The following is a 13,757-nucleotide window of genomic DNA, read 5'->3' on the forward strand; positions in this document are numbered from 1 at the left end:
CGGCCGGTAACGCGACTCAGGCGTCCGGCGCGGGCCGGCGGTTCTTGAGGTCGTCGATGGCATCCACGTAGCGGAGCATGAGGCGAGCGAATTCGAGGCGGTCCTGTTCGGACCATGCGGCGGTGATGTATTCGTAGGCGGCCCGCTGCCGGCGGCGGAAGTTGTGCATGAATTCCATGCCCTGCTCGCTCAGCTCCAGGACCGCACGGCGGCCATCCAGCTGGGAGGGAACACGCCGCAGGTAGCCGGCCTTGATGCTGTCGGTGACCATGCGACTGGCCACCGAGGGATCGACGCACATGCCCGCGGCGATGCCGCCGACCGTCATCTCCGACGGATCCTGCCCGGGGACCTGCGGGGCCCCGGGGCAGCCCAGCACCATGCCCAGCAGCAGGGCGCGGGTCGAATCCTTGGTGGTGATGGGGTTTTCGACCTCCTGCAGGACACCGCGCCGGAGCTTGCCGAATGCCGGGCCGATGGCATCGAGCAGCTCGTCGGGGGTGCGGTCGTCCTGCGTCATGGGCACATCGTATCTTGCATGCAATCCGGAACATATGTGTTGACTCGCAAATGTGTGCATGACAGCATGCATTTGTCCATCTGCATGGATTCTCACTCGATCGGAGTTCGCCATGACCGTCCTCGTCACCGGCGCCCGCGGCCAGATCGGCCGCGCCGTCCTCACCACCCTGCACGCCCGGGGCCTGCCCGTCCGCGCGGCCAGCAAGGACCCGTCCGCCCTCGACCTCCCCGCCGGGATCGAGGCCGTCACACTGCGCGGCGACGATCCCGAAAGCCTCACCGCCGCACTGAAAGACGTGCGCCAGGTCTTCCTCTACGCCGACCCCGGCACCGCGGACACCTTCGTGAAGGCCGCCGAGCAGGCCGGAGTCGAGCACGTCGTGCTGCTGTCGTCCTCGGCGGTCGACTCCCCCGACGCCGCCTCCAACCCGATCGGCGCGAGCCATCTGGCCGTCGAAAAGGCGCTCACCGCTTCGACTCTCGCCGCCACCGTCCTGCGACCGGGCGGCTTCGACAGCAATGCCTTCGGCTGGATCGCGGCCGTCGCGGCCGGGCAGCCCATCGAGCACCCCTACCCCGACGCGGCCCTGGCCATGATCCACCCGCGGGACATCGCCGACATCGCCGTCGCCGCCCTCACCGGCCCCGAATTGCGCGGCCGCACAGTCGGTCTCACCGGTCCCGAGGCGATCAGCTTCCGCGCGCAGATCGCCGCGCTCTCGGAGGCCGTCGGCCGCGAGATCCCGATCGTCACCATCACCCCCGAGGAGGCGCGAACCCAGCTGACACAGACCATGCCGCCGTATATCGTCGACGCCCTGCTGACGATCTGGGCGCTCACCACGGAGCAGCCCGAAACCCCGCGCGACACCACCGAGACCCTGCTGGGCGTCCCGGCGCGCACCTTCGCCCAGTGGGCGCGCGAGAACGCGGCCGCCTTCACCACGCCCTGACCCGCGCCACGCCGACGGCGCCGGTCGTCGCGGAAAGCGCTGTCCACCAGGGACGCAGCGCGTAGGCTCAGGCAAATCCCGCAGTCGCCGAACGATCCTGGGGAGTTCATCATGGCGTCCGCACCACCCAAGGCTCCACCCCTGCCGATCCTGCGTGCCATCACCTGGCTCCGCGACGGCCTGTACGCCCTGCATCGACGAATAGTTCCCGGGCACATCGCGCTCCTGGAACTGGCCACGGCCGGATATCTCAGTCAGGCCACCTGCGCAGCGGCCGAGCTGGGCATCGCCGACGCGCTGGCCGAGGGCCCCAGACTGCCGGCCGAGCTCGCAACGGCGGTCGGCGCCGACGAGGACGCGCTACGGCGGCTCATGCGCCTGCTGATCAGTGCGGGCGTGTTCGCGCAGCGCCGCGACGGCGCGTACGAGCTGACCGGCATCTCGCAGGCGCTGCGTTCGGACGCGCCGGTCTCGCTGCGGGATCTGCTCTTGTTCTTCGGCGCCGATCTGCATCGCAAACACTGGACGCACCTCAGCGGCTCGGTCCGGTCCGGCGGATCACTGTGGCCCGAACTGGAAGGCATGGAGTTCTTCGAATTCGCCGAGCAGCACCCCGAGGCCGGGGAAGTCTTCGACCGCGCCATGACCAGCGTCAGCAGTCTGTCCAACGATCCGCTGCAGGCCGCCTTCGACTTCGGCCGGTTCGGCTCGATCGTGGATGTCGGCGGCGGGCGCGGCAGCCTACTCATCGATATCCTGCAGCGCCATCCCTCCATGCGCGGCACCGTCTTCGACCTGCCTCGCGTGCAGAAGGGCCTGGAGGAGGAGTTCCGCCGGCCGGGCCTGACCGGACGGCTGACCTTCGAGCCGGGCAACTTCTTCGACTCGGTTCCCAAGGGCGCTGACGCCTACCTGCTCAAACACATCGTGCACGACTGGTCGGACGCGGATGCCGAACGCATCCTGCGCACCGTCCGCGATGCCATGGACACCGAGGCGCGCCTGCTCATCATCGAAATGGTCCTGCCGCAACACCACCGGCCCCACCCGGGCAAGATCATCGACCTGGAGATGCTGATCCAGACCCCCGGCGGCCGGGAACGCACCCAGACCGAATTCGGAAACCTGCTCTCCCGCAGTGGATTCGTACTCACCGGGGTGACCGCGACCGCCGCCCCCGACTGCGTGATCGAGGCGCACCCCGCCTGGTGAGTGAGACGCCCGCGGGGCGTGTGCGGCACAATCCACACGCCCAGCGCGGGCCTCCCGCCGCCCGGATTCCGTTGTCGCACCAGCGGGTCAGGCGGAGCGGCGGATTCTCGGGCCGACAACCCCTGCGGCCCGATCGGTCCAGCCGTCCGCCATCTGCGCCAGCAGGAACCAGGCGGCGTGTACTTGTTCGTCCGAAACGTTCTCGGCCGTTCGGAGCAGATGCACGGCGCGCACATGGGCAGCCGCCATGGCATCCACCACGGCCCCGAGCGACTCGGCCCGCGCTGCACCCCTCGGCAGCGCCCGGCCAGTCACCCACTCGTCGATGAACGAGACCAGTTGAGCGCGTAGCTCGTCGATCCCGCCCGCGTCGCCGGGCCGCTCCCGCCGCTGCAGGTGCAGTTCGGCCAGCGCCCGGGCCCAGCGGGTGACCGCATGGTCCTCGGGCTGATCACCGATGTGGCCGCAGAACGCGGCCAGCAGTTCATGCCAATCGGGCAGCAGTGGGCGTTCGGCGAACCTCTCCTCGAAAGTCGTGTCACGGCCGCTCGCCCGCCACAGCTGTGTGCTATCAGGTTGCGGCACATACATATACCTACCTCCACGGGCGGTGCGGGCGCACCCGGAGCCGCGGGCGGCCACCGGACCGCGAGCCCGGCGCGGCAAGGGCGGACCGCGCCGGATCCGGGCAACCGCTATCGGCGAAGGGCACATCTCGATGCGGCACCGGGTGCTCCTCCAGCATGAACCCAAGGCGCGTCCCGCCCACTGCCCTTCCCCCGCCCTCCCCCTGCCCCTCACCGGCGCGACCAACCGACCGGTTCGTGCCGTTACTTCGCCTCTCCCCCAAAGCAATTCGCCCGTAACCGGCTTTTCGCCATCGCGTGGCACGCGCGAAACCAGACCTTCACCAGGTCGGTGACATCGGACCCTTCAGGTCCGCGCCTAGACCTTCACCAGATCGTCGGCGTGGACGACCGGACGCTGCATGCTGTCGGGCAGCGCGGTGGTGGAACGGCCCTTCATGGTCTCCAGCTCGTCACTGTCGTACGCGGCCACACCCCGGGCGACGAGCCGGCCGTCGGGCGCGATCAGATCGATTACGTCACCGGCGTAGAAATGCCCCGACACCGCGGTGATGCCCGCCGCCAGCAGCGAGTGACGCCGCTCCGAGACCGCCGCGACAGCGCCCGCGTCCAGATGCACCGCGCCCCGGGCGTCCGCGGCGTGCCGAACCCAGAACTTGCGGGCCGAAAGCCGCACCGGGCGCGCGGCGAACGCGGTGCCCACGGTCGCCCCCGACAGCGCCGCCGCCGCATCCGACGCCGCTGCCAGCAGCACCGGCACACCCGCATCGGCGGCCAGGCGCGCGGCCGACAGCTTGGAGGCCATGCCGCCGGTGCCCAGCGCCCCACCGGATCCGGCGATGACGCCGTCCAGATCGGCGCTGCCGCGCACCTCGGGAATGAAGTTCGCCGAACCCTTGCGGGGATCGCCGTCGTAGAGGCCGTCGACATCCGACAACAGGATCAGGGCATCCGCGCCGACCAGATGGGCCACCAGCGCGGCCAGCCGGTCATTGTCGCCGAACCGAATCTCTTCCGTTGCGACCGTGTCGTTCTCGTTGACCACCGCGATGGCGTGCAGCGAACGCAGGCGGTCGAGCGTGCGCTGGGCATTGCGGTGCGGCTCGCGGCGGCCGAAGTCACCCGCGCTCAACAGCACCTGGCCGACGACCCGATCGTAGCGCGCGAAGGAGGTGCCCCAGGCGTGCGCCAGCGCCAGCTGCCCGACACTCGCGGCGGCCTGCTTGGTGGCGAGATCCCTTGGGCGCTTGGACAATCCGAGCGGCGCCATGCCCGCGCCGATGGCGCCCGAGGACACCACCACCAGATCCGATCCCGCGCGCATGCGGGCCTCGACCGCATCGGCCAGCCGGTCCAGCCGCCCGGTGTCGAGGCCGCCCTCCAGGGAGGTCAGCGCCGACGAGCCGATCTTCACCACGACACTGCGCGCCGACGCGATCGCCTCGCGCGCCGCACTGAGCTCGCCGGGTTCAGCAGGGAGCTCCGTCGTTTCAGTGCCGAACGAACCCACTTGCACCACACCTCAATTCGCCCGCGGCGCCGCAGCGCCGTCGCACCCGAATCCGTCGTTCACCCGCACCGGCCGCCCGCTTCGTCGCGAACGGCCCTGCGGCACTGTATTACTCGTCGTCCTCGGTCACCAGGCCGCGGCGCACGCGCGAGGCGTGCTTGCGCTCGGCGGCGCCGATACGTTCGGTCTGATCCAGCCGCGGGTCCACACCGCGGCGGGTCATCAAGGTCTCCACGCCCGCGGAAATGGAAGGCTCCCAATCGAAGCAGTAATCCGCGATGGTGACCGACGCGCCCGGCTCGGCGCCCAGTTTGACCAGCTCGTCCTCGACACCCAGGCGGGCCAGCCGGTCGGCCAGGTAGCCCACCGCCTCGTCATTGTCGAACTGGGTCTGGTGCACCCACCGCTCGGGCCGCTCGCCGATGACGATGAAGCCGCCCTCGACCTCGGGATCCTGGATAACCCGGAAACCGCTGTCGCCCTTGGCGACCGGACGGATGATCTGCCGCTTCGGCTCCGCCTTCGGATGGGCCTGCCGATACTCGGCGACCATCTCGGCGAGCGCGAAGGTCAACGGCCGCAAGCCTTCCCGGCTCACCGCCGAGATCTTGAACACCGGCCAGCCACGCTTCTCGAACTCCGGCAGCACGAACTCGGCCAGCTCGTCGGCATCCGGGATATCGGCCTTGTTCAGGATGACCACGCGCGGGCGATCCGCCAGATCGCCCAGACCGGCGTCACCCACCAGCGCTGGCTGGTACGCGGCCAGCTCGGCCTCCAGCGCGTCCACATCCGACACCGGGTCACGGCCCGGCTCCAGGGTCGCGCAGTCCACCACATGGGCCAGCACCGCGCACCGCTCCAGATGCCGCAGGAAATCCAGGCCCAGGCCGCGGCCATCGCTCGCGCCCGGGATCAGACCGGGCACATCGGCCACGGTGAAGGTGGTGTCACCCGACTGCACCACACCGAGATTCGGCACCAGCGTGGTGAACGGGTAGTCCGCGATCTTCGGCTTCGCCGCCGACAGCACCGACACCAGCGACGACTTGCCGGCCGACGGGAAGCCCACCAGGCCCACATCCGCCACCGACTTCAGCTCGAGCACCAGATCGCGCTCCTGACCGTCCTCGCCGAGCAGCGCGAAACCGGGCGCCTTGCGCGACTTGGACACCAGCGCGGCATTGCCCAGCCCGCCGCGACCGCCCTGCGCCGCCACGTATGTCGAACCCGCCCCGATCAGGTCGGCCAGAATCTCCCCGTCGGTGCTCATGACGACGGTGCCGTCCGGCACCTTCAGCAGCAGCCCCTCGCCCTGCTTGCCATTGCGGTTACCACCCTCACCGGGTTTGCCGTTGCCGCCCTTGGCATGCGGATGGAAATGGAAATCCAGCAGGGTGTGGACATTCGGGTCGACCTCGAGGATCACATCCCCGCCATTGCCGCCATTGCCGCCGTCCGGGCCACCCAGGGGCATGAACTTCTCACGCCGCACCGAGGCACACCCGTGCCCACCCTTGCCCGCGCGAACGTGCAAAACAACACGGTCGATGAATTTGGACATGCTGTACCTTCTGTCTCCGCCTCGCTCCGACGGGTTCGCGGCCCTATTGGTCTCGTTCTTCCCTCCTCCGCTCCCCCGCTACGTCAGTCCAGAACGAGACGGGCCGCGAACTTCGGGCGGTTGATCCAACCCTGCGAGCTCAACCGCATTGTTGCAAACAGCAAAGCGGGCCAGGGTATTCGTAACCCTGACCCGCTTCGGAAGTGTGTGGAGAGAACTCCGGTGCGCCGGTCAGGCGTTCACCGGCTCCGGAACCACGATGTTGACGGTCTTGCGACCACGCTTGGTGCCGAACTGCACCGCGCCCGCCTCGAGAGCGAACAGCGTGTCGTCGCCGCCACGGCCAACGTTGACGCCGGGGTGGAAGTGCGTGCCGCGCTGGCGAACCAGGATCTCGCCGGCCTTGACGGTCTGACCGCCGAAGCGCTTCACACCGAGCCGCTGGGCATTCGAATCGCGACCGTTGCGCGAGCTGGATGCACCCTTCTTATGTGCCATTTCAGAACTCCTCGTGCCGGGGTGACGAACCCCAAGTCGGATTACTTGATGCCGGTGACCTTCAGGACCGTCAGCTTCTGACGGTGGCCCTGACGCTTGTGGTAGCCGGTCTTGTTCTTGAACTTGTGGATGCGGATCTTCGGGCCCTTGGTCTGTTCGACGACCTCGGCGGACACGGAAACCTTCGCCAGCTTGTCAGCATCGGTGGTCAGCTCGGCGCCGTCAACGACCAGCACCGGCGACAGCGACACCGCAGTGCCCGGCTCACCCTCGATCTTCTCGACCTTCACCAGGTCACCGACCGCGACCTTGTACTGCTTTCCGCCGGTCTTGACGATCGCGTACGTTGCCATCGGTCGGCTGCCCTTCTTTCTCTTCAAGTGCGCGAGGTGCTCGGCACTCTGCTCACACGGCCGGTCGCCCGGTTCGCACCGGAAACCGCCGCAGACTGGTCTGGTGGTTTTCACCGCCGCCTCGGGCCTTTGGTTCTACCGAACCGAACCGGACCCACTCACAGCACTAATCACAACAGAGTGCCGTCGCAGGGGGCAGCGACTGACCAAGACTACAGGACACGGCCGACCCCCTCCAAACTGGGCCGCCACCCACCACCGCAGAGCGTTCGTCACGCCCCGAAAAGGCCGTGGCCCCGCCGGAATTCGGCGGGGCCACGGCCTGCTGATGCGAGGGCTAGTTCTCGCCCTCCGGCGCACCCGCGGGACGGCCCGCGGCCCGGCGACGCGGGCGAGCCCGCGGCGGCACCGCTGCCGGAGCCAGGTCGTCCAGGTTGAAGCCCGGCTTGTCCGACTGATCCGCGCTCGAGAGCACGAACACCGCACCCCGACTGTCCGCGGCCGGAGCCGAGGCCGTGCGGGCCACCCGGCGACGGGCGGGACGACGACCGGACGGAGCGGCATCGGCGACAGCGGTCTGCACACCGGACGCAGCCTGGGCCTCGTCCACCAGCACCGCGGCCTCGGCAGCCGCGGTCGGGCCGTCGACGGCGGCCGACTGGTCGGCGGCCTTCGCGGCGGTGCCATTGCCGACCGGAGCAGGCTCGGTCCGGCCGGCCGGCGCGGCGGTCCGGGCCTCGGCCTCGGCCACCGCACGCTCGGCCAGGGCCGTCTCGGCCGCAGCGTTCCCGGCCTCGCGCACGATGACGGACTCGGCGGCCGCGACATCGGCCACACTCGCCGAATCACCCTCGGCCAGCACCGCATTCGCGGCCTCGGCGGCCACGACGCCATCCACGTCCGCGGCGTGCGTGGCTTCCTCGGCCGCGTGCGCGGCCATGGCCATCGCGACCGGGTGCGCGCGCTTGGCCGCGGCCTTCTCGGCCTGCTCCTCGTGCTTCTCGTGCTTGTCGTACTTGTCGACCTTCTCCTCGGCCACCGGCTCGACGGCCGGAGCCTCGGCGGCGGCCGCGTTGCGGTCCTTGCGACGCCGGCGCGAACCCTCACGACGACCCGCGCCGTCACCGCCGTCGCCGGCCGGAGCCGACGCCTCCACCGGGTAGTTGTGCACCAGAATGCCGCGGCCGTGGCAGGTCTCGCAGGTGGTCGAGAACGCCTCGACCAGGCCGGTGCCCAGCTTCTTGCGGGTCATCTGGACCAGGCCCAGCGAGGTGACCTCGGAAACCTGGTGACGGGTGCGGTCCCGGCCCAGCGCCTCGGTCAGGCGGCGCAGCACCAGGTCCCGGTTCGACTCCAGGACCATGTCGATGAAGTCGACGACGATCATGCCGCCGATATCGCGCAGCCGCATCTGGCGCACGATCTCCTCGGCCGCCTCCAGGTTGTTGCGGGTCACGGTCTCTTCGAGATTCGACCCGCCCGACCCGGTGAACTTGCCGGTGTTGACGTCGATGACGGTCATGGCCTCGGTGCGGTCGATCACCAGGGTGCCGCCCGAGGGCAGCCACACCTTGCGGTCGAGCGCCTTGGCCAGCTGCTCGTCGATGCGCAGGCTGCCGAACACGTCGACACCGTTGTTGTCGAAGCGCTCGACCCGGTTCAGCATGTCCGGGGCGACCGTGCGGACATAGTTCTCGACCGTGGTCCAGGCGCGCTCACCCTCGATGACCAGCTTCGAGAAGTCCTCGTTGAACAGGTCGCGGACCACCTTGACCAGCAGGTCCGGCTCTTCGTAGAGGGTCTTCGGCGCGCCGGAGCCGTTCTTGGACTGCGCCTCGATGGTGCGCCAGGTCGCCTGCAGCCGTTCCACGTCGCGGGCCAGCTCGGCCTCGGCGACGCCCTCCGACGCGGTGCGGATGATGACGCCCGCGTCCTGCGGCACGATGTCGCGCAGGATCTCCTTGAGACGCTTGCGCTCGGTGTCGGGCAGCTTGCGGGAGATGCCGGTCGAGGTACCGCCCGGCACGTACACCAGGAAGCGACCGGCCAGGCTGATCTGCGTGGTCAGGCGGGCGCCCTTGTGGCCCACCGGATCCTTCGAGACCTGCACCAGCACGGTGTCACCGGGCCGCAGCGCCTGCTCGATCTTGCGCTCCTTGCCGCCCAGACCGGCGGCCTCCCAGTTCACCTCACCCGCGTACAGCACGCCGTTGCGGCCGCGGCCGATGTCGACGAACGCCGCCTCCATCGAGGGCAGCACGTTCTGCACCTTGCCCAGGTACACATTGCCGACCATCGACGCGGAACCCGTCGAGGTCACGAAGTGCTCGACCAGGATGTTGTCCTCGAGAACCGCGACCTGAGTGGTGGAGGCGGGGTGTTCGGGGAAGTGCTTCTCGCGCACCACCATCACCCGGTCCACCGCTTCGCGGCGGGCCAGGAACTCCGACTCGGTCAGGATGGGCGGACGCCGGCGACCGGCCTCGCGACCATCGCGGCGGCGCTGGCGCTTGGCCTCCAGGCGGGTCGAACCGCTGATGCCCTGCACTTCGTCCAGTTGCGCGGCGGCGCGGCGCTTGCTGCGCGGCTCGCGCTCGTGCACGACGGTGTTCGGCGGATCGTCTTCGGCGGCCTCGGGCTCGTTGTCGTCCCCGCCCTTGCGGCGGCGACGGCGACGGCGGCGACGGCTGCTCGAGCCCTCGGGCACGAACGCGCCCTCGTCGTCCTCCTCGGCGGCGTCGGCGTCCGCGGATTCGGCCGACTCGTCGGCCTCGCCCTCGGGCTGCTCGTCGCCGTCCTCATCGGTCTCGTTGTCGCCGTGCTGCTCTCCGCGACCCCGGCCGCGGCCCCGGCGACCCCGGCGGCGACGCCGCGAGGTGCCCTCACCGCGCTGATCGCGATCCTGGTCGCCGTCCCAGTCACCCTCGTCCTCGGTGTCCTCGGACGCGGCTTCCTCGGCGACGGCCGTGATGGCGGCGGCCTTGGCCTCGAGCTCCTGCTCCTCGGCGGCAGGCGCAGAGGGGTGGAGCCGGTCCTCGGCGCGGGCCTTGCGGCCGGCGCGCTCGGCGCGGCGCTGCCGGCGGGCCTCCTCGGCGGCCGCGGCATCCGGCGCCTGGAACAGCGGCGCGGCGATCATGGCGGGCGGCTGGTACTGGACCGGCTCGTCGATCAGCGGCTCGCGCTGGAACGGGCTGGCGAACAGGGTGGTCTGCGGGGCCGCCTCGGAATCCACGGCGGTCTCGCCGGCCTGCTTCGCGGCCTCGACCTCCTCCGCCGCGAGTTCGTCGGCGGCCCGGTCGTCACCGGCGACGAGGGCCGCCTCGACGGTCGACTCGGCGATCGGTGCGGGGGCGGCGACCGGTTCGGGGGCCTCGACGTCACGCGGGCCGAAGGCGTCGCGGACGGTTTCGGCTACGGTGCGGTCCAGACTCGATTGCGGGCTTCGCGCCTGCGCGCCCATCTCGGTCAGGTGGGCCAGAATTCGTTTGCTGGTGGTGCCCAGCAGCTTCGCCAGTGCGTGCACTCGGATCCGTTCCGGCAATTGTTCGGCAGCCGGGGTGTTCTGAGCGCCCTCCCCTTCACCGTTGCTCTGCGATGCTTCCAGCGGCTCTTGATCGGCCACGAAATCTCCTCGGGGCCCCCGGGCGCGTTCCTCCGAGGAGTGACGCGGCCGACGCGGGGGCACTGTCTTGTTGGCCTCACGCCCGTGGGCGCGAGATCGTAAGTCTTCGCGTCGCGTGGCCCGTTATCACCGGTATCTCGTCGTTCGGGCTAACAGGTCACGTGGCGCCTGGTTGGTTTGGCTCGACTCCGCGTCACGAGCGTTCATCCAGCGTGCCTGCCCGGCGGCCGAGTCTTGGAAGCCGTCGGCGGCAGCGATGATCGTCCGTCGCTCCGCGGTGTCAATGGAAGGTGAACGCCTCCGGCCGCAAACGGCCGGCGTCGGTCACTTCCAGAGCCAGTATCCCACACCACGCCGGGGCGTCGTGCCCGCGCGGCCCGGAGCGGGCCTCGCGAGTCTCACGCGGACCGCGCCGCAGCCGACCGGTGTGCGATCGGGGGCCGCCCGCCCCGCGCCGCCCTTCCGGGGCGCAGGGGCGGGCGGCAACCTCTGTCTTCGGGGTCCGGGACCTCGGCCCTCGGCCCTTTCATCGGGGTGCGGGGGCGATGCCCCCGCGACAGTTCAGAGCGCGAATTCGGGGAACCAGAGCGAGATTTCGCGCTTGGCGGACTCGGGCGCGTCGGAGCCGTGCACGAGGTTGTACTGGGTTTCGAGGGCGAAGTCGCCGCGGATGCTGCCGGGGACGGCCTTCTCGACCGGGTCGGTGCCGCCGGCGATCTGGCGGAAGGCGGGGATGGCGCGCTCACCCTCGAGGACGGCCGCGACGACCGGTCCGGAGGTGATGAATTCGATAAGGGAGCCGAAGAACGGACGCTCGGCGTGCTCGGCGTAGTGCTGGGCGGCCAGCTCCTCGGAGACGTTCACCAGCTTGAGGGCCGCGATCTTCAGACCCTTGCGCTCGATCCGGGTGATGATCTCCCCGATGAGGCCGCGGGCAACGCCGTCGGGCTTGATGAGTACCAACGTCTGCTCAGTCACGGCGCACAGCCTACTGGCTTGGCGACGACTGATTTCGCGAGGTCCGGGGTAACTCGTCGGCTACGCCCCGAAGTCTCCCCGCACCTGACGGCCGGCACGCGAATGGGACTGGATACGGCTCCGAAGCCGGGCGCTGAAGATGCGGGCAGCGGGGGAACTCAGGCCCCGGACATGCGCTGACTGGGCAGGGTACCGGCTTCCATGCGCTTCTTCACATCGGCGCGCAGGAAGAGGACGAAGATCCAGACGGCGACGAAGACCACGCCGATCACCAGGATCGAGATGTGGATGAAGCCGCCCAGCAGCAGGGCCACCTGCAGGGCCAGGTTGAAGGGGATGGCCCAGGGGCGGCGCTGCAGGCCCGCGCCCAGGAACATGATCACGGCCAGGCCGACGACGTAGAGCACCGACCACCAGCGCAGGCCGCCGCCGACAGCGCTGATCACCGGCAGGGCGAGCAGGACCGTGATGGCTTCCAGGACCAGGGTGCCGGCCATGACGCCGCGCAGGCCCTTCCACGGGTCGGTGGCGGGCGGCGGGACGTCGGGCTGGGCGTCGGAGGTCATGCGGGATCCTTTCCGAACAGGCTGCGGGCGGCCCCGGCGGTGACGACCGACCCGGTGATGACTATGCCCGCACCGGAGACCAGCTCGCCGTCCTCCCCGCCTTCGGCGAGGGCGATGGCGGTCTCGATGGCGTCGGCCAGGTCATGTGCGACGGCCACCCGTTCGTCACCGAAGCGCTGGACCGCGAGGTTGGCCAGGTCGTCGACCGGCAGGGCGCGCGGGGAGCCGTTCTCGGTGACGACGATCTCATCGAAGACCGGTTCCAGGGCGTCGAGGATGCCGGCCGCGTCCTTGTCACCCAGCACCGCGATCACGCCGACCAGTTTGCGGAAGTCGAATTCGCTGGTCAGCGTGGCCGCGAGGGCCTTGGCGCCGTGCGGATTGTGGGCGGCGTCGATGAAGATGGTGGGCGCGCTGCGCATGCGCTCCATGCGGCCGGGGCTGATGGCGTTCGCGAATCCGGCTCGGACAGCGTCGATGTCGAGCTGCCGGGACGCGCCCGCACCGAAGAACGCCTCGACCGCGGCCAGCGCCAGCACCGCGTTGCGGGCCTGGTGCTCGCCGTGCATGGGCAGGAAGATCTCGTCGTACACGCCGCCGAGCCCCTGCAGTTCCAGCATCTGCCCGCCGATGGCGACGCGACGCGAAAGCACCTGGAACTCAGCGCCTTCGCGCGCGACGGCCGCGTCGACCTCGACGGCGCGGCGCAGCAGGACGTCCATGACCTCGGGTTCCTGCTGGGCGATGACGGCGACGGTGTCGCGCGGGGACAGTTCGTCCTCGACGGCCCGCTTGATGATTCCGGCCTTCTCCCCCGCGATCGAGGTGAGGTCGGGGCCGAGATAGTCGGTGTGGTCCAACCCGATCGGGGTGATGACGGCGACCTGGCCGTCGATCACATTGGTGGCGTCCCAGCGTCCGCCCATGCCGGTTTCCACCACGGCCACGTCGACCGGCGCTTCGGCGAAGGCCGCGTACGCCATGCCGGTGAGCACCTCGAACTTGGACATGGCCGGGCCGCCCGCCGCCGCGGACTGCGCGTCGATCATCTCGATGAACGGCAGCAGCTCCCGGTACACCTCGACGTAGCGCCCGGGGGTGATGGGCGCGTTGTCGATGGCGATGCGTTCGGTGGCCAGCTGCAGGTGCGGGCTGGTGATGCGCCCGGTGCGCCGGTGCAGCGCGGTGAGCAGCGAGTCGATCATGCGGGTGACCGAGGTCTTACCGTTGGTGCCCGCGACGTGGATGGCCGGGTAGCCCTGCTGGGGTGAGCCCAGCAGGTCCATCAGGGTCGCGATGCGGGTGAGCGACGGTTCGATCTTGGTTTCCGGCCAGCGCTGGTCGAGTTCGGCCTCGACCAGCGCCATTTCGGCCAGGTCCACCGGCGAGGTG

12 protein-coding genes are annotated in these 13,757 nt (G+C 69.9%); 2 read left to right on the forward strand and 10 right to left on the reverse strand.

Annotation, left to right across the window (positions count from 1 at the left end):
- Positions 1-16 precede the first annotated feature (16 nt).
- Positions 17-520: a MarR family winged helix-turn-helix transcriptional regulator gene (locus ON33_RS18560; protein WP_040860188.1), complete on the reverse strand. Its 504-nt coding sequence runs from the start codon at positions 518-520 to the stop codon at positions 17-19.
- A 112-nt stretch (positions 521-632) separates the two neighbouring features.
- Here ON33_RS18560 and ON33_RS18565 point away from each other — a divergent pair, with 112 nt between their 5' ends.
- Both ON33_RS18565 and ON33_RS18570 read left to right on the forward strand, forming a co-directional pair.
- On the forward strand, positions 633-1,475 hold the full coding sequence (locus ON33_RS18565; RefSeq protein WP_040860189.1) for an SDR family oxidoreductase: 843 nt from the start codon (positions 633-635) through the stop codon (positions 1,473-1,475).
- Positions 1,476-1,586: 111 nt separating this feature from the next.
- Positions 1,587-2,687: a methyltransferase gene (locus ON33_RS18570; protein WP_040860190.1), complete on the forward strand. Its 1,101-nt coding sequence runs from the start codon at positions 1,587-1,589 to the stop codon at positions 2,685-2,687.
- An 87-nt stretch (positions 2,688-2,774) separates the two neighbouring features.
- Here the strand turns inward: ON33_RS18570 and ON33_RS18575 are convergent, their stop codons facing one another.
- The 9 genes from ON33_RS18575 to folC all read right to left on the reverse strand — a co-directional run bounded on the left by ON33_RS18575 (position 2,775) and on the right by folC (position 13,732).
- Positions 2,775-3,272, reverse strand: a complete 498-nt coding sequence (locus ON33_RS18575) for a DUF4254 domain-containing protein (protein ID WP_245550581.1) — start codon at positions 3,270-3,272, stop codon at positions 2,775-2,777.
- Between the two features lie 360 nt (positions 3,273-3,632).
- Positions 3,633-4,712, reverse strand: coding sequence for a glutamate 5-kinase (gene proB, locus ON33_RS18580; protein ID WP_040860575.1), 1,080 nt, complete (start codon positions 4,710-4,712; stop codon positions 3,633-3,635).
- 181 nt (positions 4,713-4,893) lie between these two features.
- Positions 4,894-6,348 carry a GTPase ObgE gene (gene obgE / locus ON33_RS18585; protein WP_040860191.1) on the reverse strand — a complete coding sequence of 485 codons (1,455 nt, stop codon included), beginning with the start codon at positions 6,346-6,348 and terminating at the stop codon, positions 4,894-4,896.
- A gap of 231 nt (positions 6,349-6,579) precedes the next feature.
- The gene (gene rpmA, locus ON33_RS18590) at positions 6,580-6,846 is read right to left on the reverse strand and encodes a 50S ribosomal protein L27 (protein ID WP_040806195.1); all 267 of its coding nucleotides are present in this window, start codon (positions 6,844-6,846) and stop codon (positions 6,580-6,582) included.
- A gap of 41 nt (positions 6,847-6,887) precedes the next feature.
- The gene (gene rplU, locus ON33_RS18595) at positions 6,888-7,199 is read right to left on the reverse strand and encodes a 50S ribosomal protein L21 (RefSeq protein WP_030512746.1); all 312 of its coding nucleotides are present in this window, start codon (positions 7,197-7,199) and stop codon (positions 6,888-6,890) included.
- Between the two features lie 337 nt (positions 7,200-7,536).
- Complete coding sequence (locus ON33_RS18600; protein WP_040860192.1) at positions 7,537-10,821, reverse strand: translation initiation factor IF-2 N-terminal domain-containing protein; 3,285 nt, start codon at positions 10,819-10,821, stop codon at positions 7,537-7,539.
- A gap of 561 nt (positions 10,822-11,382) precedes the next feature.
- Positions 11,383-11,799: a nucleoside-diphosphate kinase gene (gene ndk, locus ON33_RS18605; RefSeq protein WP_040860193.1), complete on the reverse strand. Its 417-nt coding sequence runs from the start codon at positions 11,797-11,799 to the stop codon at positions 11,383-11,385.
- Between the two features lie 158 nt (positions 11,800-11,957).
- Positions 11,958-12,365: a DUF4233 domain-containing protein gene (locus ON33_RS18610; RefSeq protein WP_040860194.1), complete on the reverse strand. Its 408-nt coding sequence runs from the start codon at positions 12,363-12,365 to the stop codon at positions 11,958-11,960.
- Complete coding sequence (gene folC / locus ON33_RS18615) at positions 12,362-13,732, reverse strand: bifunctional tetrahydrofolate synthase/dihydrofolate synthase (protein ID WP_051152525.1); 1,371 nt, start codon at positions 13,730-13,732, stop codon at positions 12,362-12,364. The genes ON33_RS18610 and folC overlap by 4 nt, the downstream gene beginning before the upstream one ends.
- Positions 13,733-13,757: the final 25 nt, after the last annotated feature.

It is taken from the genome of Nocardia niigatensis NBRC 100131 (assembly GCF_000308655.1).
Classification (GTDB): Bacteria; Actinomycetota; Actinomycetes; order Mycobacteriales; family Mycobacteriaceae; genus Nocardia; species Nocardia niigatensis.